Below are 22,190 nucleotides of genomic sequence, written 5' to 3' on the forward strand. Positions count from 1 at the left end.
TACATCTGTTCGCCGATATATATCGGACGATGACCGACTGGTTCCCCTCCCGACGCCGCTTCCTCCTCAGCTGTGCGACGGTGGGACTGAGTGGTTGCAGTGCCCTCCAGGCCGACCCGCCAGCCCCCGGTCCCGGCGACTGGACCCACCCACGGAGCGACGCCGCCAGAACCGGCCACAGCCCGGTTGGCGACCTTCGCGAACAGCCAAGCGTCGCCTGGCGCATCGACCTCGAACACGTCGGTGCTCCGAACGCGGCCGCGACGCTGTTCGACGGGACACTCTACCATCCCGACGGTGGGTTTCTCGCTGTCGACGCGACCGACGGAACCGTCCGCGCCCGCGGCACCGAGACGACGTTTTCGGCACCAGTCGTCGCGCCCACGGCGGCCTACCGGAACGAGACGCTGGTCTTCGGGGGTGCCGGGACCGTCACCGGCGCGAACCCGTCGGGTACCGTCCCAGGCGACCTTCGCCAACGCTGGCGGTTCCCCGGGCCACCGGGCGAATCACTGTTTCCGTCGTTCGCCGCTGGCGCGGACGAGCCCGGCCCCGCCGTCGCGGACGGGACGGTATACTGGTCCGGGCCCGTCTCGGGGGACGACTCCCTCGTCGCCATCGACGCCAGCAGCGGCCGGAAGCACTGGCACGTCACCGCCGAGAACGGCCTGCACGAACCTGTGGTCGCCGACGGCGCCGTGTTCGCAGGGAACCTCGCAGACGTGGTGGTGGCGGTCGACCACGACGGGACCGAACGCTGGCGGGTGCGGCGAGACATCCGGTTCGTCGACTGGAACCGCTTCGTCGCTGACGACGAGCGCCTCTACCTCGCCCGCAGCGAGCACGTGGCCGCACTGGACACGACCACGGGTGAGGAGGTGTGGAGCCAGGCGCTGACGGCTCGTAACGGAACCCGACCCGCCCTCGCCGACGGGACGCTCTTCGTCGGTGTCTCCACCGAGGAGGAAGCGAGCGACGCACTGGTCGCGCTCGACGCCGCAACCGGCGAGCAACGCTGGTCGGTGCCCGCGGGCTCACACGACCGGCCGCCCGTCGTCGCGGGCGAGACGCTCTACCAGGTCGACTACGACACCATCGTCGCCCGGGACGTCACGGACGGAACCGAGCGGTGGCGGTGGACGAATCCGACCGAGGACCAGCTAGCGGTCCCGACGCCAAGCGACAGACGCCTCTACGTCCCGGCGCTCCGTGAACTCCTGGCGCTGGAGGTGCCCACATGAGCGCGGGCGAGCAGCCCGACCAGGGACAGCGTTCCGGCGGTACCATGGGACTCATCGGCGACGCAATCGAGGACATCTGGGAGGACCCCACGCTGCTCGTGCCGTACCTCCTCGCCGGAGTGGTCACCGCGACAGTCGACACGTTCCGGCTCGCAGATCCCGTGCCCGTCGACGTGCAGACGACCGGGACGAACGGCCTGGTTCACGTCCGGATACGCTCGTTCCCGGGCGTGGTCCGGGTCGTCCAGTCGTGGCCGACGAGTCTCCCCGGACTCGAACCAGCATACCTGGCGAGCACCCTCGCGGCGAACGTCCTCGTCGTCGCCTGCGGCGTCCTCGCGATGGCACTGGTGGTGAGCCGGTTCGACGAGAAGGCGAGCCGAAGCTGGTGGCCGGTCGGCCGACTGCTCGGCTACGCCCTCGCCGTCGGTACGCTCGGGAGCGTGGTCGGCGGACTGGCGCTCTGGATCGGCTTCCCGGCGACGCTGTTGGGCGTCCTCGGGATGCTCGTCGTCGCGATGCGGACCTACCCGGTCCCCGTGCTGCTCCTCCGCGGCCGGTCGGTCGTGGACGCACTGAGACGGTCGGTGACGCTGACCGCTGGCCACAACCGGCTCACCTTCGGCCTCGTGACCGTCCTCGGCCTCGGGGCCCATCTCCTTGCGAGCCCGGTTCCTCTGCTCGAAGTCGACCTCCCCCTCGCGGTCGGGACGCTCCTGGCGACGGCCGTCGTCGGCCCGGTACACGCGCTCGCGACGGTCCACGCGACCAACCAGTGGGAGCGCTGACGCTCGCCGACGAGTTGCTTTTCACGTCCGGCCTCCTGCACCCAGACATGACCTGGGCAGAGCTGTTCGAGCGCGCCGACAGCTACGACGTGGACGAGGAGACCGTCCGAGAAACGCTCCGCCGCCACCGCGAGGACGATGTCTGAGGCGAGCACGCGTGTCGTCGCCGATGCGGACGTGCTGGCCGCGGACCTGCTCTGTGACGGCTCGAGTCGCGAAGCGCTCGACCACGTTCGCGCGCACTCGTGGATGACGCTCGTGGCGAGCGATCACCTGCTCGACGATGCCGAGGCGGTCGTCGCCGAGTTGGCCGACGCCGAGTTGGCTGCCGACTGGCGCGACCGCATCGAGCAGGACGTAGAGTCGGTCGAGCACCCGCCGAGCGACCACCCCGGGCTGGCGTCTGCCTATCGCGGCGAGGCGGCCCACCTGCTCAGCTTCGACCGCGGCCTCGGCAGCGCGAAAGCTGGCGCGGGCATGAACAAGCACATGTCTCTGAGCGTCCGGCCCCCGGACGCGTTCGCGCGGCTGTTCGACCCGGAGAGCCTGTACGAGGCCGTGGTCGGCGACGAGTATCCCGGGCCCGACGTGGACCCGCGGGAGTGAGAAGGCGGTTACGCCTCCAGCTGTTTCTCGAACGTCCGCGACAGGACGACGTAGGCGAGCACCAGATCGACTGGGACCATGGCGAGAACGAGATAGTAGACCAGCGACCCGGCGTCGAGGAACAGCGTCGTCGATGCGAGAACCATGGCACCGCCGGCAGCCATGAACAGCGCGAGTCGCTTCGGGCCGACGCGGTGGACCAGCGTCTCTTCAGACATGTTTTCATGCGCTGTTTTAGAGCATATAACCGTTCGGTTTCCGGGGCTGGCGGAACGATCAGCGGTCGCTGTTGACCCGGCGAGCCACACGCCGGAGGATAGGCCGCGGGGTGACGCGAGCGATCACCGTGAGCAGCTTCATCGGCAGGCCGGGGACCACCACGGTCTTGCCACTCATGACACCCTTGTACCCTGCCTTGGCCACGTCTTCGACCGGCTGCATATACGTCGACCCGACCGCCGAGTCCTGCATCCCGGCGCGCTCCTGGAACTCGGTGTCGACCGGCCCCGGGCAGAGCACGGTCGCGTTGACGCCCGTATCCCGGAGTTCCTCGGCGATGGCCTCGGTGAACGAGTTGACGTACGCCTTGCTGGCGTAGTAGCCGGCCATGAACGGGCCGGGCTGGAAGCCGGCGACCGAGCCGACGTTGAGGATTTTCCCACGGTCGCGCGCGGTGAAGTCGTCGAGGAACAGTCGGGTGAGCGTGACCAGCGTGGTGACGTTGAGCCGGAGCTGGCTCTGCTCGCGGCCGAGGTCCGATTCCGAGAACGGGCCGTACGTTCCGATACCGACGTTGTTGACGAGGACGCCGACGTCGAGGTCGCGCTCGTGGACCTCGTCGTACAGCTCCTGCGGGGCGGCCTCGTCGTCGAGGTCTTTCGGGATACTCGCCGCGTCGATGCCGTGGCGGGATTCCAGTTCCTCGGCGACGGCGTCGAGGTCGTCCTCCCGGCGGGCGACGAGGACGAGGTCGTGGCCGTGGCGGGCGAACTGGCGGGCGAGTTCGCGGCCGATGCCCGAGGAGGCACCGGTGACGAGAGCGGTGTCGCGGTTCATACCGGGACGGGCGGGCCGATATCAGAAACCGGTTCGGGTTCCGGCTGGCGGTTCGACTCGACCGTGGGCTCGAGCAAATGGCGAACAGGCGGCGCTCGCAGTCGGCCCGACGGTGCGCCACGCACCAGCCTCGGCCGCCGGGCGACGGGGAGTCAGGTCACGCCGCGATTGGCCCCGGCTTCCGATAAAAAGGTTAGCGCGGCCCCTTCCGCTCAGCCGGTTCCTTGGCGAGCCAGTCCGCGAACTTCGCGAGGGCCCGCCCCCGGTGGCTGATGGCGTTCTTCTCCTCGGTACTCATCTCGGCCATCGTCTTCCCGTCGTGCTCGAAGATGGGGTCGTAGCCGAAGCCACCCTCGCCGCGCGGGGCGACGATGCGGCCCGGAACTGCGCCCTCGAAGGTGGTCGTCTCCTCGCCGTCGTAGTACGCGAGGACGGTCCGGAAGTACGCCCGGTCGTTCTCCTGGAGGTCGGTGAGTTCGTAGACGCGCTCGACGCCGACGGTGTCCTCGACGTACGAGGAGTACGGGCCCGGAAAGCCGTCGAACGCGTCGAGGAACAGGCCCGCGTCGTCGACCAGCACGGGCTCGTCGCTGTCGAGTTGCTCGTAGGCCTCGCGGGCCCCGTGGGCTGCGATGTCCGCGAGGTCGTCGCTCTGGACCTCCAGATAGTCGTAGTTCACCTGCTCGACCGCGTCGGTGCCGAGGTACTCACAGGCCTCACGCACCTTCCCCTCGTTGCTCGTCACGAAGCGAATCGTCATGTGCGAGTGCCGGCGGGCAGCAGGCAAAGAGGCGTCGGTTGCGTCCGGTGACGGGGCGGTCGCGTCGACCGGGTCAGCAGTCGAGGTCGCCCAGCAGCGCGGACTCCGCCTTCCGGAGGTGTTCGGCCGCGGTCCCGGTCGCACAGCCCAGTTCGTCCGCCACGTCCGCGACCGACCCCTCGCGGGGCACGTCGTAGTAGCCGACTCGCTGGGCGGCCCGGACCGCCTCGCGCTGGCGGTCGGTGATGGGAACACCCGCAGCCGTGGGGTCGGCGTCGTAGCTCCCGAGGCGGTCGATAGAGACGTCGATACCGTCGGGCGTCGCGTCCATCGCGGCCTGCAGGGCATCGGGTTCCCCGAGGATGCCGAAGGAGACGGTCCGGTCGGTGTTGTAGGACAGCGGTGGCACCGCCACGAGACTCAGCTTCGAGAACGCTTCGAGCATCTGCTGGCCGGTCTCGCCCGGCTCGTCGAGCACGTAGACGTAGAACCGGTCGCCGCCGAGTGGCGCGACCTCGTACGACCGAACGGAGTCGACCTGGGCGAGTCGCTCCTCGTAGGCCTCGCGGTCGCCGCGGACGTGGAAGAGCAGCGTGTTCGCCTCGTCGTTCGCGAAGCTCCAGTGGACGAGCCGGTAGTCACTGTACCCGCCGTGCTCGCAGACGAACGCGTGCATCGGATGGATCGTCTCGTCCGAGTGCGAGAGCGTGACAGAGAGGTACTTCATGCTGAAAACCGGTCGCGGCTGGGAGGTAAATCCCGACCACACGCATCGCTGTGTCGGCTGGCAACGAAGACGAAGGAATCGACCGCTACCGTCGGTCAGCCCCGGGTTCAGTCCTCGACGACGACTTCGACGGGCTCGTCTGCCGCCTCGGACTCGCCCTTCTGTTTGCCACGCTCCATCCAGAGCATCCCGCCGGCGACGGCGAGGACGACCCACGACCGCCAGTTCGCGAGGTTCAGCGTATATCCGATACCGAACGGCTTCTCCACGAGCATCCCCTTGCCCGGCTTCCAGTACGACGAAAGCATCCGACTCAGGCTGGGGCGTTCGAAGTTGTACGGAACTCCAAGGATCTCACCGGAACTCGGCTTGTCTGCCATACTGAATTTTACGTCCGTTGTAGGTAAAAACGTACCTCCTCTCATCCCGGCAACAGGACGTTCACGACGGCCACGAGAACGCCTGCGAGCGCCATCCGAATCCCGGTCACCGTCCAGTCGAGTTCGGCGATGGAACCCATGTACGCGCCGAAGGCGAAGAGGAGACCGACGCCGACAGCCACCGCAAGCAGCGTCGCCTGCAGCAGCGACACCAGCCACCCCTCGAACAGGAACGGGACCAGCGGAAGTAGCGTCCCGACCAGCGGCCCGATCCCACTGGCGATGGCGTTCACCGCCCGGCCGGCGCGGTCCTCGCGCTGGAGGTGCGTGTCGTCGAGGTCCCGGAGCATGGCACGTTCGAGCTGGCGGCGCTGGCTCAGCTTCTCGGCGCGTTCGATCTCCCAGACGCTCCACACGCCCGACGTACACAGGCCGACTGCGCCACCGACCCCGACGAGCACGACGGTCCGCCCGTCGGGCACGCCCGAGAGGTACGCGCCGGTCGCGACACCGATGCTGGTGAGCGTCCCGTCGAACCCGTTCGAGACGAAGTAGCGCCGGGAGATGGACCGCACCGAGGATCGCCTGAGCGCGGCCTGCAGGGCATCGATCCGGCTCATCTAATCCTGTGGTGTCTCGCTCTGTTCGACGAGTTGCTCCCCGCACACCACCTCGTCGATGGAGTGGACCGACCCGCCCAGGTCCTCGACGCGCTCGCGGACCGTCTCGAAGGAGATGTCGGGGCCCTCGACGGTGAGCTTCACCGTCTCGACCTGGCGGTCGGTCTCGACGAGCACCACGTTGACACCCTCGACGCCATCGAGGCCGCCAACACCCCTGGCATACCGGACTGCGTTGGGGTCGTGTGGCTTCAGTACGTCCAGGACCAGCCGTCGTATGGGAGGCATCGCTACCTGTCGGTTCGACGGGGAGGCCCTTCAGTCCGACCCCGGGTTCCGGCGCTCAACCCGACTGGTACCGGCCGCGCCCCTCGACGGTCGCCAGCCGTCCGAGCACCGCGTCGGCCTGCTCGCTCGCGTCGCGGTACGCGTCACGAACCGCCTCGCGGAGGGGTTCCGGGTCGTCGGCCGTGCCGACGAGGCTCTGGTCGAAGACGTGGAGGTCCATGGCGTAGTCCTCGGCGTGGTCGGTGTGGTAGCCCAGGCCGAAGTCGATGAGATAGGTGCGAGACCCGACCCGGACGTTCCGGGTGGTCGGGTCGCCGTGGACGAACCCCGAATCGTGGATGGCCGCGAGGTGGCGACCCACGTCTCGAACGGCCGCCTCGGTGGGTGCCTCGCGCAGGTCGCTCTCGCCGACGAACTCGAAGACGATGGTCGACTCGGCGGGGTCGAGGTCGCGGACCACGGGGGTCGGGACGCCGACGCGGCGCGCCTGACTCGTCAATCTCGCCTCGAGGACGGTCCGGTCGCGCCGGAGGTTGTCGTCGAGTTCGGCGTGCCGGTACGCCTTGGGCACGCGACGCTTGACGACGCGGTCGTCCTCGAACTCGACGATGGCCTCGGCCCCGCGGACCGTCACACCCGCCTCCGGGCTGACGTGGACGTCCTCGTCCGCGCCGCGCCACGTCACCGGGACCTCGTCCGGCCGGAAGTTCGGGTCGACCGCCGAGTCGTCGATGGGGAGCGTGTCGCCGGCCCGTGCCATCTTCGCGCCCAGCACCGCGATCATCCCCGCGTTGTCCCGCAGGAAGCGCGGCTCGGGCGCGTAGAACTCGGCTCCCCGTTCCTCGCACATCGATTCGAGCATCTCGCGCAGTCGGGCGTTCTGGCCGACGCCGCCGCCGAGGACGAGCTCGTCGCTCCCGGTGAGTGACAGGGCGCGTTCCGAGACTTCGGTGAGCATCCCGAAGATGTGTTCCTGCAGGGAGAAGCAGACGTCTTCAACCGGGACACCGTCGTCGTACGCCTGCTTGGCCGCGCTCATGATACCCGAGAACGAGAAGTCCATCCCCTTGACGACGTAGGGCAGGTCACAGAACTCGCCGTCTTGCGCGTGCTGTTCGACCTTCGGGCCGCCGGGGTGGGCCCAGCCGACGTGGCGGGTGAACTTGTCGATGGCGTTGCCGACGCCGGTGTCCATCGTCTCGCCCAGCACCCGGTACCGGCCGTTCCGGTAGCCGAGCAGGTGGGCGTTCGCACCGCTGGCGTTCAGGCACACCGGCGAGTCGAAGCCGGACTGCTGGCGGCCGATCTCGAGGTGGGCCACCATGTGGTTGACGCCGACGAGCGGCACGTCGAGCGTCTGGGCCAGTGCGCGCGCCGCGGTGCCGACGGTTCGAAGACACGGGCCGAGGCCTGGCCCCTGCGAGAACGCGACCGCGTCGATGTCGCCATCGGCTTCTTCGAGGACGGTCCCGACGACTTCCGGGATGGCCTCGTGCATGTGCTCGGCCGCCTCGCGCGGATGAATGCCGCCGCTCTCCGGCTGGTAGGCGTCCGATTCGATAAAAATCGCGTCCGCGTCGTCAGCGGCCCCGGTATCGTACAGCGCGGCGCTCGCACACCACGCCGTACCCTCGATACCGAGGACTCGCATCTATTCCCACTCGGTGTAGGAGCACTTGCCGCAGTGCTTGCGGTCGCCGTAGTCGCCGAGGAACGTGTCGCCACAGCGCGGGCACTGCTCTTTCGTCGGGTTGCCGTCCTCGTCGTAGTATTCGTAGCGCGCCATGATTTAGGCCTCCTCGCCCTCTTCGGCGCCGACGATCTTGTTTCGCTCGAGCATGTGCTCCTGCTCGACCTCCTGTGCGCGCTCGGCGGAGTCGTAGACCTTCGCGTAGCCGACGGTCTTGCGCATGCCGAACTTGGTGTCGAGCTTGCGCACGACGACCTCGTCCGCGTCCTTGTTCAGCTTGGCCGCGAGGGAGTCGCGGACGGAGAGGCGCGAGGGAGTCGCTTCCTCGTGGACCATCTCGAACGTAACGTCCGTACGGTGCAACATGGGGTTCTCCTCTTCGGAGATGATGTCGATGTCCATGATATCCAGTTACCAGTTACTTCCCCTCGTAGCGGGTAAAAGGATTTCGAAGTGAAGGGTCTCGTGTCCGGTTTCCAGACCGAGCCGACGCTCCGCGGCGGCCGCAGCCTGTTGTCAGAACAGTGACCAGAACTGGTCGTGGTCGCCGTCCATCCGCTCGACCAGTTCGCGGATGTCGGCCTGAATGGCCTCGGTGACGCGGACGTGGACCATGCCCTCGTCGGGCTGGCCGTAGACGACGCTCGCACCGACGGGGGCCGCGAGAATCGCGGGCAAGGTGGCGAGGTCCTCCTCGCCGTCGACGAGGATGGTCGTCGGCTCGTCGGCCGCCAGCCCGTCCTGGATGGCGACGACGAGGGCCTCGGTCAGCGCGCCCGCCGGGTTCGAGACGGTGACGTCGGGGTCGACGACGACCTCGTGTATTTCGTCGTCGACGCGGTCGCGCTTGGTGTACTCGTCGACGAGCGCCACGTCCGGTCGGCGGTCAGCCTGCAGGAAGTGATAGGTGACGATGTCGCCGACGGCCACGAGCGGGCCGTCGACGTCCCGGAGAAGAATCTCTGCATCGGTCTCGACGGGACCCAGTGGGTCCTTGAACGCGCTCCGAAGCGCTCTGGGTAGGGTGAGCAAGACGTCGTCGCCGCGCGCTTCGTCGGGCACGTTATCTGACTTTGAGGGCGTACTTGCCCGGCTCCGTGACCTCCATCTCGCGGGCGATCTCGGAGTCCTCGGGGTGGGCGATGATGACGTAGCCGGCCCAGTCCTCGGTCAGCGAGGTGGAGCCACAGCCGTCACACGAGTCGAGGTCGGGCTCGTTCACCCGGTGACAGTCTCGACAGACGACTCGGTTCTTCGCCATCTAATCACCCGCCTGCGCTTCGCGACTGTTGCGCTCGTCCTCGAGCCACCCGTGCTTGCCGAGGCCGGGCTGTTTCGCCGTGAGCCCGATCTTGGAGTCCCGCGGGTTGCGCTCGTCGATGCTCTTGGTGACGATGCGCGTGCGGACGGCGTCGTCGACGCCGAGCGTGCGGTTGGACTCGTTCGAGGCGAGTTGCTGGTTCTCCGGGTCGAACGCGAGGTACTCGTCGGAGATCTGGGAGACGTGGAGCAGTCCGTCCACGGGGCCGATGCCGACGAAGGCACCGAACTCGACGACCTCGACGACCGTCCCGTCGACGACCTCCTGCATCTGCGGGTCGAACGTGACGGCGTCGAAGTCCGCCTCGTAGTAGACGCCCGGACGGTTCGGGAGGACCGCGCCCTCACCGATGTCGTGGACCTTCGTGACAGAGACGACGCTGCCCACGTCCTCGTCCATCCGTCCTTCGAGCTTGTCCTGCAGCAGTTTCTTCACGAGTTCCGGGGAGACGTCCCCGAGTTCCTCCGGCGGCACCTCGACCGTGTCTTTGAGCCTGACGCGCTTGTACATCTGTTATGGTTGAGTGATTGCGAGTTTGTTCCTGCCACGTAAAGCTATTACCGGAATACCCGTGTCGAGCACCCGGTCTCGCAGCGGCAGGTCGTTCGTGACGACGTAGTCGACCTGCCCTTCGCGGGCGAGTTCGACCAGGGCGTCGTCGGCGTACGATTCGTCCGTGTCCACGATGAGACAGCGTTCGGTCGCCAGGTCGTGTCCGACGTTCGCGGCGGTGCCCTCCTGTCCACCCTTCTCCGAGAGGCGGCGCAGTTCCTCGACGACCGCCTGTGGCGCGACGAGGTCGGCCGCCTCGAGGAGACGGTCGAGTTCGTCGAACAGGCGCACGTCGAGTTCGACGGGCATCATCAGCGAACTCGTGTCGAGCGCGACCCGGTGTGTCATCTATCCCTGGAGCGTGCCGACGCCGATGAGTCGCCAGCGAGCGCCGACGCGGCGGTTGATGGCTATCTTCGCACCCTCGCCCGCACAGACCGGGCGCTTGAGGTTGACCTCACACTCGCCGCTCCGGGCGGACGTGACCGCGCCGACCGTGGTGGCGGTGCCGACCGTGAGCATCAGCGGCTCGCCGGTCGAGATCTCCTCGACCTCGTCCATGTCCTCGCCGACGACGCGGTCGAGCAGGTCGACCGACATCGTGAACTGCTCCCACGTCGGCGGGAGCGACCCCGGCGGGCCAGCGATCTGGCCAGCGAGGGCGTCACCCTTCGTGTAGGAGGGGTCGAGGCCGGTCCCGACACCGAGCAGGCCGCCCGGCGACGCCTCGTCGGTGGACTGTCCGCCGGCCTGGATGGACCGGATGGAGGTCGTAATGGGCTGGTACTCGGTCTGGCCGCCCTCGTCGACCTCGCGGCCCGGGCGGACTTCGAGTTCCTCGTCCGGGTGGAGACGACCCTGCACGAGCGAGCCACCGATGACGCCGCCCATGAGGTTCTCCCAGGTCGTGCCCGGGCGGTTGATGTCGAACGAGCGGGCGACGTGGAGTCGCGCATCGTCGTCGGGGTCGCGTTCGGGGGTCGGGATGCGCTCCTCGATGGCCTGCATCAGCACGTCCATGTTGACGTTCTGCCCGGCACTGACGGGGACCACTGGGGCGTCTTCGGCGACCGTTCCCTCGACGAAGTCCTGTATCTGCTGGTAGTTCTCGCGGGCCCGCTCGGCGTCGACGAGGTCGACCTTGTTCTGGGCGATGACGATGTTGTCGATGCCGATGATGTCGAGCGCCATGAGGTGCTCTTCCGTCTGGGCCTGCGGGACGTCCTCGGTCGCGCTCACGACGAGGACCGCACCGTCCATGATGGCCGCGCCGGAGAGCATCGTCGCCATCAGCGTCTCGTGACCCGGTGCGTCGACGAACGAGACCGTGCGGACGACCTCCGTGTCGGCGTCGTGCTCGGGGCACGTGTCCTCGACGGTGTAACACTCGGGCTCGTCGCACTCCGGACACCGCCGGAAGGTGGCGTCGGCGTAGCCGAGACGAATCGAGATACCACGCTTCATCTCCTCCGAGTGCTGGTCCGTCCACTCGCCACTCAGAGCCTGCACGAGCGTGGTCTTCCCGTGGTCGACGTGACCGACGAGGCCGATGTTCACCTCCGGTTGTTGGTGGTTTCCTGCCATATCGAGAGTAATCTTGGCTACGTCTACCCTTGTGCGCCTGATAAACCCACCGTTCTCGCGCGCGGAGCGCTCCCTCTCGGCCCCGTCTGCTCAGCCCACCGGTGGCCAGAGCACGCCGATGCCGAGCGTCGTCACGACCAGCAGCACCAGCTGCAACGGCCCCCCGACCCGGAGGTAGTCGGTGAACTTGTACCCACCCGGGCCGTACACCATGAGATTCGTCTGGTATCCGATAGGTGTCATGAACGCGGTCGACCCGGCGAAGGTGCACGCCAGGACGAACGAGAACGGGTCGACGGTGCCGGGCAGTTGCTGGGCCGTCCCCACCGCGACCGGTATCATGAGCGCCACGCTCGCGACCGGCGTGATGACGTTCGCCAGCAGGCTCGTCAGCAGGTAGAACAGCGCGACCAGCCCGAGTACCGGCACCGCGGTCGCCGCGCTGGACACCACGAGGTCCGCGAGGTACTCGGCCGCTCCCGTCACCTGCAGTGCGGTCGACAGCGGGAGGATGCCCGCCAGCAGGAAGATGACGTCCCACGAGACCGCGTCGTATGCCTCGCTCGTGTCGATGCAGTCGGTGACGACCATCGCCACGACGCCCGCCAGCGCCGTGATGACGATGGGGAGCCGGGTGAACGCCGCCGCCAGGACGACCCAGAGCATGATGCTGATGGCGATCGGTGTCTTCACACTGAGCTCCGGCGGCTCCCGCTGGCCGTCCTCTCTCGCCCTCCGGGTGATGACCATGTCGCCGTCTGTCTCGAGCAGTGGGACCGCCTCGGACCGGCAGTACAGTAACAGCGTGTCACCGGCTTCCAGCGTCCTGTCAGCCAGTTGCTCGTGGAAGACCGAGCTGCCACGCCGGATGGCCATCACGGTCGCGTCGAACCGCTCCCGGAAGCTGAGCTCACGGAGTGTCTCCCCGTCGAATCCCGAGCTCGGCGGGAGGACAACCTCGACGAGTTCACCACGAATCCAGTGGGCACTCAGGCTGTCGCCGGTCACCTCCTCGCGCGGGAGCTGGCGGAGGTCGTACTCCTCGGCGAACCGGTTTATCTCCTGGAGGTTCGCCCGGAGCGTCAGCACGTCCCCCGGCAGTATCTCGCGGTCGGTCTTCGGCGCGATGGACACCTCGTCGTCCCGGATGAGCTGCAAGGCGTCGAGGTCTCGGCCGAGTTCCCTGAACGCGTCGTCGAGCCGCTGCCCTGCCAACGACGAGGTCTCACGGACCCGGACCTGCGCGAGGTAGTCGCTGACCTCGTACGTGTCGGTGATGTCCAGCACGGCCTCGATGCGCTCGGGGATGAGCCGCGGCGCGACGGTGAGCAGGTAGGCGCTGCCGACGATCAGCACCACGATGCCCAGCGGGGTGAGTTCGAACATCCCGATACCCGACCGGCCATCGATGAGCGTCGCGGCGAGGTCCGAGGCGACGATGTTCGTCGCGGTCCCGATGAGCGTCAGCGTCCCGCCGAGCATCGCCGCGTACGACAGCGGCAACAGGAGTTTGGAGGGAGAGAGATGACTGTCCTCGGCCAGGTCCGTTATCATCGGGATGAATACGGCCACGACCGGCGTGTTGTTCACGATGCCGGCGAGTGGCCCGGTCGTCCCGACCGTCGCCGCGAGCACCCGTTTCTCGTCGCCGTGTGTCACCCGTCGGAGGAAGGCACCCAACTGGTCGACGATACCGGTCCGCTGGACGCCCTCGCTCAGCATGTACATCGCCATGATGGTGATGGTGGCGGAGCTGGCGAACCCGAGGATGGCCGTGTTGGCGTCGACATCGGTCCAGGGTTCGAGGACGACCAGCGAGACGAGTACCCCGAGTGCCGTCACGTCCGGGGAGACCAGTTCGGTCAGGAACAACAGCAGGGCCGCGACGGTGACGGCGAACACCACGAGCATCTCGGTGGTGGGCGGGGGAACCATACGACGGCGTACTCACGTCTCCGAAAAATAACTACCCACAGATATTGACAGTTCTGTTACCAAAACTCGTTTCAGCGAACGTCTTTATCCCAGTGGTGAGATACATCTCGTATGAGCAAGGCGAGCATCACCGACTGCGAGGACTGCGTCGAGCCTGCCGAGGCGTTCTCCGTCATCGGTAACGAGACGCGGCTGTCCATCCTCGAGGCGCTCTGGCGGACGCCCGACCGGCCCGTGCGCTTCTCCCGACTGCACGAGGAAGTCGGGATGCGCGACTCTGCACAGTTCAACTACCACCTGCAGCAACTGCTCGGCCAGTTCGTCGTCCAGACCGACGACGGCTACGACCTCCGCTACGCCGGCGAGAAGGTCGTCCGCGCACTTCTCGCGGGCGAGTTCACCGAGGACCCGCACTGGGACCCCTTCGAGATAGACGGGACCTGTGTGAGCTGTGATTCGACCCTCGTCGCCGAGTACGAGAACGAGAACATCACCATCGAGTGCCCCGACTGCGGCCACGCCCACGGCGAGTACCCGTTCCCGCCGGGCGGGCTCAAGGACCGGACGAAGGCCGAGGTCATGCAGGCGTTCGACGAGCGCGTCCGCCACCTCCACTGCCTCGCGGCCGACGGCGTCTGTCCCGAATGCGCCGGCCGGATGGAGAGCGAGATCGAACGCGGCGGCGACTGCTGTATCGGCCTCGACCTCCGCGTCGAACACACCTGCCAGCAGTGTGGCCACTCCCTGTGCTCGGCGTTCGGGCTCCTCCTGCTCGACCAGTCCGACGCCGTCACCTTCCACCGCGACCACGGCATCGACCTGAACGACACGCCCTACTGGGACCTGCCATGGTGCGTGAGCGACCACTCGAACGAGGTCGTCTCCGAAGACCCGTGGGAGGTCGTCGTCTCGGTCACGCTCGACGACGAGACGCTCCAGGTCACCTTCGACGGGTCCCTCGAGGCGACGCGGGTCCAGCGCCAGCGCGAGCGATAACCCGGACAGCGCGACGACCCCGGCCCGGTTCCCTCACGGGAAAACGAATTCTTGGCGTGAATCAACACTTTGCCCTTCCACCACCTACGAGAGGCATGCGTCGCACTGTGTCGAATTTGAAGGACGCCATCGGTCGCCGTCGCTCGCGTGGGGCCGACTCCATCGATCTGGCCGGCCTGGTGGTGCTGGTAGTGCTGGTACTCGCCGGTACCTCGATGATGCTCGTGTGGCTCGTCCCGCGTTTCGGCCTCCTGTTCGCCATCATCGCCTGGGTCGCCGTCCTCGGCCTCGCCATCGGGCTGCCGGTGCTGGCCGTCCAGTACATCGGCGAGTCGCTCGACTGACTGAAGCGAATTTCAGTACGGCGGCTTACAGAAATGTAATTCAGATTACCTATTTAGCCACAGGGGTGCTATCATGACTTGATGATACACGACACCACCACCCAGCACCGGATCGCACCCCAGAAGCACGCCTCGATTGCCGCCGTGGTCGGACGCGCCAGTCTCCTGGTCGTGGCCGCCCTGCTGGCGGTTGCAGTGGTCTTCGCCGCCGTCTCGGCCGTGCCGGCACTCGCGCTTCCCATCGGCATCGCGATCTGGGTCGCCATCATCGGCGGCCTCGTCGCACTACCGGTGTTCGCGGTGCAGGCCATCGGCGAGTCACTGTAGCGCTCGACGAAGCACCGGTCTCCCTTCTCTCTCCGTCTTCACGCACCGCTGGCGCGAGGTTTTAGGCCACAGCCCACCGAACGGGAGACGTGCGAGAATTCGGGTTCGAACTCCACCTCTGTGCGTTCCTCGAACGCGAGCGTGACGCCGTCCTCGCCCGCCAGCTCGGCGGCGGGGTCCACAGTAGCAGACGCGTCCTCGACGTGGTCTGTGTCGAACCCGGACCGAGTTTCGCCGAGCGAACCGCCATCACCGCCGAGCGTATCCCCGACCTCGCCATCGAGAGCGACATCGGCCCCGGGAGAGCGCGCTACTACCGCGACGGCTTCGACTGCCGCCCGGACCGGGCACGCCACGTCGTCGACTGGGCGACCGACATCGGATTCTTCGAGCGCGAGCGACGCAGTGGCCGGGACTACGTCCGCCAGACCTGTCGCTACCCGGACGACTGGTTCGGCCGCGTGCTGGCCATCGAGAACAAGCCCGACCTCGGCGCACCCGGCGACCTGGAGACGCAGCTCCGCAAGGACGTGCGGCTCGGGCTGGTCGACGAGGTGGTGCTGGCGACGGCGAGCCACGTCACCGGCGCGCACCTCAACCGCATCCCGGAAGAGGTCGGGGTGTGGCGTTTCGACCCCGATACGCTCTCGCGGGAGGTCATCCGCGAGCCGACGGCCCTACCAGTGGCCGACCCAGGCGTCGAGATACTCGACGAGCACCCGGGGTGGACGGAGGTCCGAATCGCCGACGGGGCGGAGAAGGCGCGAGCCCGACGCCGTCTCGCCGAGCGCGCCTACGGCAAGGGCTGGCGGAGCTACGACTTCCCGAACTGTGCCGAAGTCGAGGAGACAGCAGTCGCTGGCGGTGGCGGCGTGCCCTACTGCGAGTGGAAGGGTCGCGTCGTCGACCCCGGGAACGAGTGCGGGCCGGACTGCCCCGGGTTCGCGGAAGCAGACCCGCCGGTCGTCGACGGCGAGGCGGAGCGCGACCGGCGGACGCCGTGGGTCGTCGACCCCGAGGGACAGGCGCGGCGACAGTCGGGACTCGACCGGTTCACGTAGGGGCGAACAGACGGCGAGAGAGAGGCGCGCGAACGGGGTCGCCGTGCAACCGCAGACCCGTCCGCGTCAGTGGTTCAGGGCACGCCGGGGGTGGCCGCGCCCTGGTATTTGAACCCTCAGCCGAGGCGCTCGTCCACCAGCGCGCTGGCGACCCGGACCGCGTTCTCCAGCCCGAGTTCGAATCCGGCCTCGAAGTCCTCGTCGTGGAGGCTCTCTTCCACCGATTGTCCGGGCTGGGGCCGGTCGAAGTTCGCGATACCACGGATGCTCAGGTAGTCGTCCAGTCGCCCGAACCGGGCGAGCGCGGCCGCCGTCGCGGCGTCTTCCATCTCGGTCGCGCAGTAGGTGCCGGCGTCGTACTCGTCACAGAGCCACTGGACACGCTCGGCGAGGACTTGACCGTGCCAGAACTCGTCGCCGCAGACGTTGGCACCGACGAGAGATTGCGGGTCCGCGTGAGCACCCCGACCCTCGTACCGTTCGCGGTGGGCTTTCACGTCCGGGTCGTCCGCGAGGTCGATGTCGCGGGCGAGTTCGGCGGCCCAGTCGAGTAGTGCGGAATCGGGCCGAAAGACGTGGTCGTCGAGCCGGTAGGGGTTCAGTTCGAGTGGAACCCCGCCGTCGCCCTCGGCCGCATCCCAGCGGACCTTCACGTCCCAGTCGACGATGGCGTCGGCGAGGACCACGGAGCCGATGGTCGTGTCTGTCGGTGGGCCGCCGGCCACGCCGACCGAGAGGAACAGCGTCTCCGAGAGGTCGAGTTCGGGACTGGCGAGGGCGGCCGCGACGGTCGTCGCCGTGTTCGCCTTCCCCATCCCGGTCGGGAGGAGCGCGAGGGGGCCGGTTCCATCGGTCGGGTCGGTGTACTGCAGCGGTTCGGGCGCGCCCGGCAGGTCGAGCTCGTTCGCGAACTCGTACCGGTCGAGCCACGGCTGGCGCTCGTCGAGCGTCTCGGCGTCGTGGACGAACGCCGGGAGGACGAGCACCTCGGGGGCGATGGTCATGTCTCGGCTGGCGGGTCGCGGTGAAAAACGTCTTTCTGTCTCTCAGAGCGAGTAGGTCTCGCCGTCGACCGCGATGGGCTCCTCGAACGCCTGCTCGACGGGGTAGTAGTGTGCGGCGTGGACGACCCGGGTCTGGCTGGCGTCGAGGTCCTCGGCGAGCGCCAGCGCGCCCTCCCGGGTCATGTGCTTCGTCCCGAACGTGTAGAACACGTCGCCGTGCTCGTGTTTCCCGCCGAGGGGGTGGTACTTGCAGAGTTCGCTCGGGACGATACCGTCCGCGAGCAGGAGGTCCGGGTCGGCGAGGGCTTCGCGAGACTCGTCGGGGAGGCCATAGCTCGTATCGCCCGAGAACGAGAGGACTGCACCGGTCTCGGGGTCCTCGATGCGGAGACCGTAACAGACCAGTGGCGGGTGCTCGACCGGAACCAGCGTCACCTCGAACCCACAGGTCTCGAAGGGCTGCATGGGGGTCTCGGGATGGACCGTGACCGCGTCGAGGTAGTCGTACTTCCGCGAGACGGTGTCGGCCACGCTTTCGTCGGTTATGGGGTCGGTCTCGTCCGCGGCGAACACGTCCAGTTCGTCGAACAGCCGGTAGGCGTTGCCCAGCCCATCGAGGTGGTCGAAGTGGATGTGCGAGATGATCATCGCGTCGGGCAGGGGAACGTCCTCGCGGAGGAACTGGTAGCGGAAGTCGGGACTCGCGTCGACCAGCAGCGACTCGTCGGTCCGCTCGTTGTGCACGTGGACCGAGAACCGGGTGCGTTCGACGTCGCGGCGTTTCGCCTCCTCGCAGGTGTCGCAGTCGCAGCCGACGGTTGGTGTGCCGGTGGTGTCGCCGGTCCCGAGCAGCGTCACCTCCATAGCTCAGTGGTCGTGGTCGTGACTGTGGTCGTCGTGGTCGTGGTCGTGCCCGCTCCCGTCACCGGCGACCAGCGCGTCACTGTCGTCCATCATGTCGAGGTTCTTCAGGTTGTCACGCTCCTCGAAGTCGGCGACGGCGTCCTCGAGGTCCGCCTGCGTGAGCGTCATCCGTTCCTCGGTCAGCGCGTCGAGGACGGCTTCGCGCATGACCAGCCGGAGGTCACTGCCGGTCAGGCCCTCGGTGATGTCGGCGATAGCGTGGGGGTCGAACTCCTCGATGTCCATCGCCCGGGTGATGATGCGGAGGATGTCCGCGCGCATCCCGTGGTCGGGCTTGGGGAAGTTGACAATCTCGTCGAAGCGACGCCAGGCCGCGGCGTCGAGCTGGTCCGGGTGGTTCGTCGCGCCGATGAGCAACACGTCGTCCTGGATGAGCGAGATGTCGTCGATGCTCTTCAGCAGGGTGTTGACTGCGCGCTTGATGGCGTTGTGCTCGTCCCCGCCGCGGGTCTTCGCGACGAAGTCGAACTCGTCCATGAACAGGATACACGGCGAGAGCCGCTTTGCCACCTCGAACGTCTTCTCGACGTTCTTGGCCGTCTCCCCGAGGTACTGGCTCGTGATCATCGAGAGCTTCACCTCGACGAACGGGAGGTCGAGCTTGTACGCCAGCCCCTTCGCGGCGGAGGTCTTCCCGGTGCCCGGCGGCCCCACGAACAGCAGCTTCCCGATCTCCCGCAGGCCGATTTCGGCCAGGTAGTCGCGGTGTTCGATGGCCTTGACGACCTTCTGGATCTCGCCCTCCTGCTCCTTGGTGAGGACGATATCGTCGAGGGTCTGGTCGATCTCTTCGGGTGCCCGGATGTCGACGAGGTCGAGCATCTCCTCGTCCTCCTCGTCCTCGAACATCTCGTCGAGCAGCGAGTCGATCCAGACGCGGTCGGCCTGGATGGGACGGTTGGTCTCCCGTGCCGCCTCGTAGGTGACGTCGACGTCCTCGTCGTCCTCGAACACCGACGCGAGGACGGGGTTCTGGAGGATGCCGGCATCGTCCATGCGCTCTTTCAGCCAGCGCTCGGCCATCTCCGGCTGGGTCAGGTTCAGCTTGCCGGAGAACTCGTCGCGGTCGGTGAACATCAGGTCGGAGACGGCGTCCCACGGGTGATCGATTCCCGTGGCCGCGCGGGCCGTCTTGTTCGTGACTGCGAGCGGACGCTCGACCGCCCCGTCGGTGTAGAAAACCCGGCGATACCGAGGGGGCAGGTCGTTCTCGTCCAGCTCACGGTCGTTGGTGTACACGTGGGCTGTCAACAGGAACTCGACGACCGATAGCGCCGCGGTACTCATTCCCCGTAGCGTACTGGCCACACGCGCTTAAGACCGTCGAACTACGCGGAATCCGCGGTTCTCGTGGGATGCGACCACACGACAGGGGGTGCCGTCCCCTGGGATGCTGATGGCCAATCTCCCACTCTGGCGCGTGCTGGCGGCGGTCCGAACGCGAGGCGACCCCGTCGCCTCGCACTGTGAGGCCGCCGACGAATCGCGCGAGGGATGACCGGAGCGAAGTGGAGTGAAACGGAACGGAGCGGAGGGAATCGGCTGGGGAGGCTGTGGTGCGGTGCTGTGCGGTTGCGGTTCCATCGCCACCAGCGCGAGTGAACTGCTGTCGATACGAACAGGCAAAATGGAGACAAGCAGACAGGCAGGCAAAATCACAGACGAGCAGGCGAACTCGCGGAATCAGCGCCCAAGACCACAGCGACAGAGAACCGGTGAACAACGACCAGAGCCGATGGGCAGTGCTCAGACGACAGCCCGCGCAGCTGGTTCGACCGGCGCACGGACCGATGCCACGTCCCTGCCGGACTCGAACCCAGCGACGACCGACTCCGCAGAGCGGTCACTGCTGTTCGACCCCGACTCCGCCAGCGCGTCCTCGTCGATGTAGATGATGAACGGGGTCCCCGGGCCGAGGCCCTCGTCGGTCCGGTTGGTGGTCAGGAAGCGCTGGAACTCGCGGGCCTCGTAACCGTTCTCCAGCGCCCAGTCGTGGATCTCGTCGGCGTCGTCGCCGTTGCTCCCGTTCCCGATGGCGATGATGACCGGCGGCTTCGACTCGTTGAGTTCCGTCAGCGAGAGCGTCGAGTCGTAGTTGAACGCGGCATCCGGGTCGTCGAGTGCCCGATGCTGGTACATCTCCATGTACCACATCAGCGTCCGGCGGTCGAAGTAACCACCCCCGGCGTTCGGTTGCAGGTTCTCCGACTCGTTCGAGACGTAGTAGCCGTTCCCGTAGAACATCACGTCGGTCTCGTCGATGCCACCGTGCTGGTAGCCGACCCGTTCGACGTCCGCGAGGGTCGGCTTGAGGTCGGTGCTCGAGGACTGGGCGTACTGGACCAGCGAGTTGTCGGGGCTCTGCGGTTCGCTGTAGACGAGGTTCCCGGCGGGAACCGCGATGAACATCAGGACCACGAGGACGACCACGGCCGAGAGCGCGACGCCGACCGCGTCGTCGTCGGTGAACGCGTCGACGCCCCACCGGAAGACGATAGCGAGGCCGACCGCCGCCGGGATGGCCAGCGGGAAGATGGCGTGGGTGGTCGCCCAGCCCGCGCGGATGTCGGTCGCGATGGGGTAGCCCAGGATGCTGACGAAGCCCCAGTACGAACACAGCGCGACGAAGTCACGCGGGCCGCGGTTCGAGTAGCGGTCCACGATGAAGCCGACGATAGCGAACAGCAGGACGACGAGTGCGCCGTCGATCATGACCGTCACGTAGTGCTCGAAGAACTGGAGGAACGGGTTGCCGTGGCCGCCACCCCACGTGCCCATGAACTCCTCCCAGGAGCCGACGAGGGACTCCCAGACGATAGCCCCGAACATGCCAACGTCGGCCGAGCCGATGGCGTTCCAGAGGCCGATGTCCATCCCGGCCTGCTCCGGGCCGGGCCAGCCCGCGACGCCTTCCTCGGTGAAGCCGCCGCCGCGGGGCGCGTAGAACAGCACGATGATGGCGACGAACTCGACGACCAGCGAGAACGCGAAGCCGACCGACTGCCAGTTGCCGCCCCACCACGCGAGGTGCCGGTCGACCAGCGCCCCGCCGTTCGCCCGGCGTAGCTCGCTCCAGCTACCACGCACGTCGAACGGGGCGAGCCAGTCGAGGTAGTCGACCAGCACCGTCAGCACGGACTCCCCGCGAGCGGGAGCGCGGAACAGTCGATGGTCGAGCAAGAGCGCGGCCGCCCCGAGCCAGCACACCGGGTAGAGCAGCACGTTCTCCTTGGTCGTCATCGCGAGCGCGAAGACGCCGACCCCGGCCGCGAGGTGCCAGCGCTTGCGGTCGTCGGCGTAGCGCAGGAAGAACCCGAGCGCGAACGCGGTGAACACGACCAGCGGGATGTCCTCGCGCATGAACCGCGAGTAGTACAGCAACACCGGGTTGAACGCGAACAGCAGGCCGAGCGCCACGACCTCGGTGTCCCGCAGATGCTTGCGGTAGAGCCACGCGGCCAGGGGCATCGAGGCCCCCAGGATGGCGGGGACGAGTCGCGAGGTGAAGTCCGAGGGACCGAGGAACTCGAAGACCCACTTGTTCACGTGGAAGAGGAACGGGCCGTGGACGATGGGGCGGTACTCCCAGACGCCGCTTTCGAGGTAGCGGATGATCCAGTAGGCGACCCGACCCTCGTCCTGGTGGGCGACGCGCTGGCCGATCCACACCAGGCGAGCGGCCAGTCCGAGAACGGCGAAGACGACCAGCGCGCCGAGAGCCTTGTCCGTGGAGGGGAAGGGGACGAGACTGTCCCGGTCGGCGACTCGGGTTCGAGCCGCGTCGGCGAGGGACTCGCTGGTGGCGGATTCGTCGTCGAGCGGCTCGCTGGCGGACGACTGCTCGTCCTGGGAGGGGTCGGCCGCTTCCGACGCTGCCGCCGTCGCTGGGTCGTCGACCGACTGGGCGCTCCCGCTGGCACCACCGTCGGCCTGGGCGTCGGCCGGCGGGCGGTCGGGCGAGTGCGGGGACTCGTCTGACATTAGTG

The 22,190-nt window shown here is 67.5% G+C and carries 27 protein-coding genes; 7 read left to right on the forward strand and 20 right to left on the reverse strand.

Annotated elements, in window-relative coordinates:
• Positions 1 to 29 precede the first annotated feature (29 nt).
• The 3 genes from N6C22_RS00405 (at position 30) to N6C22_RS00415 (ending at position 2,635) form a co-directional block, all read left to right on the forward strand.
• Positions 30 to 1,241 (forward strand): PQQ-binding-like beta-propeller repeat protein, encoded by a 1,212-nt coding sequence (locus N6C22_RS00405; protein WP_261648566.1) that lies wholly within the window; start codon positions 30 to 32, stop codon positions 1,239 to 1,241.
• A complete protein-coding gene (locus N6C22_RS00410) occupies positions 1,238 to 2,029 on the forward strand; it encodes a hypothetical protein (RefSeq protein WP_261648568.1) in 792 nt (263 codons plus the stop codon). Before N6C22_RS00405 ends, N6C22_RS00410 begins: the two co-directional genes overlap by 4 nt.
• 138 nt (positions 2,030 to 2,167) lie before the next feature.
• Entirely contained in the window at positions 2,168 to 2,635 is a 468-nt protein-coding gene (locus N6C22_RS00415; protein ID WP_261648569.1) for a hypothetical protein, read from the forward strand.
• Between the two features lie 8 nt (positions 2,636 to 2,643).
• Here N6C22_RS00415 and N6C22_RS00420 read toward each other — a convergent pair whose 3' ends face one another.
• The 16 genes from N6C22_RS00420 to N6C22_RS00495 form a co-directional block, all read right to left on the reverse strand.
• The gene (locus tag N6C22_RS00420) at positions 2,644 to 2,853 is read right to left on the reverse strand and encodes a hypothetical protein (protein WP_261648570.1); all 210 of its coding nucleotides are present in this window, start codon (positions 2,851 to 2,853) and stop codon (positions 2,644 to 2,646) included.
• A gap of 58 nt (positions 2,854 to 2,911) precedes the next feature.
• Positions 2,912 to 3,691 carry an SDR family oxidoreductase gene (locus tag N6C22_RS00425; protein ID WP_261648572.1) on the reverse strand — a complete coding sequence of 260 codons (780 nt, stop codon included), beginning with the start codon at positions 3,689 to 3,691 and terminating at the stop codon, positions 2,912 to 2,914.
• Positions 3,692 to 3,884: 193 nt separating this feature from the next.
• The gene (locus tag N6C22_RS00430; protein WP_261648573.1) at positions 3,885 to 4,451 is read right to left on the reverse strand and encodes an XTP/dITP diphosphatase; all 567 of its coding nucleotides are present in this window, start codon (positions 4,449 to 4,451) and stop codon (positions 3,885 to 3,887) included.
• Positions 4,452 to 4,524: 73 nt separating this feature from the next.
• Positions 4,525 to 5,178, reverse strand: coding sequence for a helix-turn-helix domain-containing protein (locus N6C22_RS00435; RefSeq protein ID WP_261648574.1), 654 nt, complete (start codon positions 5,176 to 5,178; stop codon positions 4,525 to 4,527).
• Positions 5,179 to 5,285: 107 nt separating this feature from the next.
• On the reverse strand, positions 5,286 to 5,558 hold the full coding sequence (locus N6C22_RS00440) for a DUF5808 domain-containing protein (RefSeq protein WP_261648575.1): 273 nt from the start codon (positions 5,556 to 5,558) through the stop codon (positions 5,286 to 5,288).
• Positions 5,559 to 5,599: 41 nt separating this feature from the next.
• The gene (locus N6C22_RS00445) at positions 5,600 to 6,178 is read right to left on the reverse strand and encodes a VIT1/CCC1 transporter family protein (protein ID WP_261648576.1); all 579 of its coding nucleotides are present in this window, start codon (positions 6,176 to 6,178) and stop codon (positions 5,600 to 5,602) included.
• Positions 6,179 to 6,466 (reverse strand): DUF211 domain-containing protein, encoded by a 288-nt coding sequence (locus tag N6C22_RS00450; protein WP_261648577.1) that lies wholly within the window; start codon positions 6,464 to 6,466, stop codon positions 6,179 to 6,181.
• A 55-nt stretch (positions 6,467 to 6,521) separates the two neighbouring features.
• Positions 6,522 to 8,117: a bifunctional N(6)-L-threonylcarbamoyladenine synthase/serine/threonine protein kinase gene (locus N6C22_RS00455; protein ID WP_261648578.1), complete on the reverse strand. Its 1,596-nt coding sequence runs from the start codon at positions 8,115 to 8,117 to the stop codon at positions 6,522 to 6,524.
• Complete coding sequence (locus N6C22_RS00460; protein WP_261648580.1) at positions 8,118 to 8,252, reverse strand: 30S ribosomal protein S27ae; 135 nt, start codon at positions 8,250 to 8,252, stop codon at positions 8,118 to 8,120. It abuts the gene before it with no gap.
• Between the two features lie 3 nt (positions 8,253 to 8,255).
• Positions 8,256 to 8,558 carry a 30S ribosomal protein S24e gene (locus N6C22_RS00465; RefSeq protein WP_261648582.1) on the reverse strand — a complete coding sequence of 101 codons (303 nt, stop codon included), beginning with the start codon at positions 8,556 to 8,558 and terminating at the stop codon, positions 8,256 to 8,258.
• A gap of 114 nt (positions 8,559 to 8,672) precedes the next feature.
• A complete protein-coding gene (locus N6C22_RS00470; RefSeq protein WP_261648584.1) occupies positions 8,673 to 9,218 on the reverse strand; it encodes a GTP-dependent dephospho-CoA kinase family protein in 546 nt (181 codons plus the stop codon).
• A gap of 1 nt (position 9,219) precedes the next feature.
• Positions 9,220 to 9,417 carry a transcription elongation factor subunit Spt4 gene (gene spt4 / locus N6C22_RS00475; protein WP_261648586.1) on the reverse strand — a complete coding sequence of 66 codons (198 nt, stop codon included), beginning with the start codon at positions 9,415 to 9,417 and terminating at the stop codon, positions 9,220 to 9,222.
• Positions 9,418 to 9,987, reverse strand: a complete 570-nt coding sequence (locus tag N6C22_RS00480; RefSeq protein WP_261648587.1) for a DNA-directed RNA polymerase — start codon at positions 9,985 to 9,987, stop codon at positions 9,418 to 9,420. It lies immediately after the preceding gene.
• Between the two features lie 3 nt (positions 9,988 to 9,990).
• Positions 9,991 to 10,377: a PIN domain-containing protein gene (locus tag N6C22_RS00485; protein ID WP_261648589.1), complete on the reverse strand. Its 387-nt coding sequence runs from the start codon at positions 10,375 to 10,377 to the stop codon at positions 9,991 to 9,993.
• Positions 10,378 to 11,613: a translation initiation factor IF-2 subunit gamma gene (locus N6C22_RS00490; RefSeq protein ID WP_261648590.1), complete on the reverse strand. Its 1,236-nt coding sequence runs from the start codon at positions 11,611 to 11,613 to the stop codon at positions 10,378 to 10,380. It lies immediately after the preceding gene.
• A 90-nt stretch (positions 11,614 to 11,703) separates the two neighbouring features.
• Positions 11,704 to 13,548 carry an SLC13 family permease gene (locus N6C22_RS00495; protein ID WP_369684379.1) on the reverse strand — a complete coding sequence of 615 codons (1,845 nt, stop codon included), beginning with the start codon at positions 13,546 to 13,548 and terminating at the stop codon, positions 11,704 to 11,706.
• A gap of 111 nt (positions 13,549 to 13,659) precedes the next feature.
• Here N6C22_RS00495 and N6C22_RS00500 point away from each other — a divergent pair, with 111 nt between their 5' ends.
• From N6C22_RS00500 to N6C22_RS00515, 4 genes are all read left to right on the forward strand, one after another.
• Entirely contained in the window at positions 13,660 to 14,544 is an 885-nt protein-coding gene (locus N6C22_RS00500) for a helix-turn-helix domain-containing protein (RefSeq protein WP_261648591.1), read from the forward strand.
• 107 nt (positions 14,545 to 14,651) lie between these two features.
• Positions 14,652 to 14,888, forward strand: coding sequence for a hypothetical protein (locus N6C22_RS00505; protein ID WP_261648592.1), 237 nt, complete (start codon positions 14,652 to 14,654; stop codon positions 14,886 to 14,888).
• Positions 14,889 to 14,969: 81 nt separating this feature from the next.
• A complete protein-coding gene (locus tag N6C22_RS00510) occupies positions 14,970 to 15,215 on the forward strand; it encodes a hypothetical protein (RefSeq protein ID WP_261648593.1) in 246 nt (81 codons plus the stop codon).
• Positions 15,216 to 15,304: 89 nt separating this feature from the next.
• The gene (locus tag N6C22_RS00515; protein ID WP_261648594.1) at positions 15,305 to 16,276 is read left to right on the forward strand and encodes a DUF5787 family protein; all 972 of its coding nucleotides are present in this window, start codon (positions 15,305 to 15,307) and stop codon (positions 16,274 to 16,276) included.
• A gap of 116 nt (positions 16,277 to 16,392) precedes the next feature.
• On the opposite strand, the gene N6C22_RS00520 is transcribed toward N6C22_RS00515, so the two are convergent.
• From N6C22_RS00520 to N6C22_RS00535, 4 genes are all read right to left on the reverse strand, one after another.
• Positions 16,393 to 17,280, reverse strand: a complete 888-nt coding sequence (locus N6C22_RS00520) for a purine nucleoside permease (RefSeq protein WP_261648595.1) — start codon at positions 17,278 to 17,280, stop codon at positions 16,393 to 16,395.
• A gap of 42 nt (positions 17,281 to 17,322) precedes the next feature.
• Positions 17,323 to 18,144 (reverse strand): MBL fold metallo-hydrolase, encoded by an 822-nt coding sequence (locus tag N6C22_RS00525; RefSeq protein ID WP_261648596.1) that lies wholly within the window; start codon positions 18,142 to 18,144, stop codon positions 17,323 to 17,325.
• 3 nt (positions 18,145 to 18,147) lie between these two features.
• The gene (locus N6C22_RS00530; protein ID WP_261648597.1) at positions 18,148 to 19,491 is read right to left on the reverse strand and encodes an ATP-binding protein; all 1,344 of its coding nucleotides are present in this window, start codon (positions 19,489 to 19,491) and stop codon (positions 18,148 to 18,150) included.
• Between the two features lie 459 nt (positions 19,492 to 19,950).
• Positions 19,951 to 22,185, reverse strand: a complete 2,235-nt coding sequence (locus N6C22_RS00535) for a flippase activity-associated protein Agl23 (protein ID WP_261648598.1) — start codon at positions 22,183 to 22,185, stop codon at positions 19,951 to 19,953.
• Positions 22,186 to 22,190: the final 5 nt, after the last annotated feature.

Source organism: Haloarchaeobius sp. HME9146 (genome assembly GCF_025399835.1).
Taxonomy (GTDB): domain Archaea; phylum Halobacteriota; class Halobacteria; order Halobacteriales; family Natrialbaceae; genus Haloarchaeobius.

What these genes read in the sequence shown, in the direction of transcription:
- N6C22_RS00445 (WP_261648576.1), bottom strand. Translation starts at nt 6,178, where the DNA reads ATGAGCCGGATCGATGCCCTGCAGGCCGCGCTCAGGCGATCCTCGGTG.
- N6C22_RS00420 (WP_261648570.1), bottom strand. Translation starts at nt 2,853, where the DNA reads ATGTCTGAAGAGACGCTGGTCCACCGCGTCGGCCCGAAGCGACTCGCG.
- N6C22_RS00460 (WP_261648580.1), bottom strand. Translation starts at nt 8,252, where the DNA reads ATGGCGCGCTACGAATACTACGACGAGGACGGCAACCCGACGAAAGAG.
- N6C22_RS00440 (WP_261648575.1), bottom strand. Translation starts at nt 5,558, where the DNA reads ATGGCAGACAAGCCGAGTTCCGGTGAGATCCTTGGAGTTCCGTACAAC.
- N6C22_RS00465 (WP_261648582.1), bottom strand. Translation starts at nt 8,558, where the DNA reads ATGGACATCGACATCATCTCCGAAGAGGAGAACCCCATGTTGCACCGT.
- N6C22_RS00425 (WP_261648572.1), bottom strand. Translation starts at nt 3,691, where the DNA reads ATGAACCGCGACACCGCTCTCGTCACCGGTGCCTCCTCGGGCATCGGC.
- N6C22_RS00520 (WP_261648595.1), bottom strand. Translation starts at nt 17,280, where the DNA reads ATGACCATCGCCCCCGAGGTGCTCGTCCTCCCGGCGTTCGTCCACGAC.
- N6C22_RS00435 (WP_261648574.1), bottom strand. Translation starts at nt 5,178, where the DNA reads ATGAAGTACCTCTCTGTCACGCTCTCGCACTCGGACGAGACGATCCAT.
- N6C22_RS00480 (WP_261648587.1), bottom strand. Translation starts at nt 9,987, where the DNA reads ATGTACAAGCGCGTCAGGCTCAAAGACACGGTCGAGGTGCCGCCGGAG.
- N6C22_RS00525 (WP_261648596.1), bottom strand. Translation starts at nt 18,144, where the DNA reads ATGGAGGTGACGCTGCTCGGGACCGGCGACACCACCGGCACACCAACC.
- N6C22_RS00495 (WP_369684379.1), bottom strand. Translation starts at nt 13,548, where the DNA reads ATGGTTCCCCCGCCCACCACCGAGATGCTCGTGGTGTTCGCCGTCACC.
- N6C22_RS00500 (WP_261648591.1), top strand. Translation starts at nt 13,660, where the DNA reads ATGAGCAAGGCGAGCATCACCGACTGCGAGGACTGCGTCGAGCCTGCC.
- N6C22_RS00455 (WP_261648578.1), bottom strand. Translation starts at nt 8,117, where the DNA reads ATGCGAGTCCTCGGTATCGAGGGTACGGCGTGGTGTGCGAGCGCCGCG.
- N6C22_RS00490 (WP_261648590.1), bottom strand. Translation starts at nt 11,613, where the DNA reads ATGGCAGGAAACCACCAACAACCGGAGGTGAACATCGGCCTCGTCGGT.
- N6C22_RS00410 (WP_261648568.1), top strand. Translation starts at nt 1,238, where the DNA reads ATGAGCGCGGGCGAGCAGCCCGACCAGGGACAGCGTTCCGGCGGTACC.
- N6C22_RS00535 (WP_261648598.1), bottom strand. Translation starts at nt 22,185, where the DNA reads ATGTCAGACGAGTCCCCGCACTCGCCCGACCGCCCGCCGGCCGACGCC.
- N6C22_RS00485 (WP_261648589.1), bottom strand. Translation starts at nt 10,377, where the DNA reads ATGACACACCGGGTCGCGCTCGACACGAGTTCGCTGATGATGCCCGTC.
- N6C22_RS00415 (WP_261648569.1), top strand. Translation starts at nt 2,168, where the DNA reads ATGTCTGAGGCGAGCACGCGTGTCGTCGCCGATGCGGACGTGCTGGCC.
- N6C22_RS00430 (WP_261648573.1), bottom strand. Translation starts at nt 4,451, where the DNA reads ATGACGATTCGCTTCGTGACGAGCAACGAGGGGAAGGTGCGTGAGGCC.
- N6C22_RS00530 (WP_261648597.1), bottom strand. Translation starts at nt 19,491, where the DNA reads ATGAGTACCGCGGCGCTATCGGTCGTCGAGTTCCTGTTGACAGCCCAC.
- N6C22_RS00510 (WP_261648593.1), top strand. Translation starts at nt 14,970, where the DNA reads ATGATACACGACACCACCACCCAGCACCGGATCGCACCCCAGAAGCAC.
- N6C22_RS00450 (WP_261648577.1), bottom strand. Translation starts at nt 6,466, where the DNA reads ATGCCTCCCATACGACGGCTGGTCCTGGACGTACTGAAGCCACACGAC.
- N6C22_RS00405 (WP_261648566.1), top strand. Translation starts at nt 30, where the DNA reads ATGACCGACTGGTTCCCCTCCCGACGCCGCTTCCTCCTCAGCTGTGCG.
- spt4 (WP_261648586.1), bottom strand. Translation starts at nt 9,417, where the DNA reads ATGGCGAAGAACCGAGTCGTCTGTCGAGACTGTCACCGGGTGAACGAG.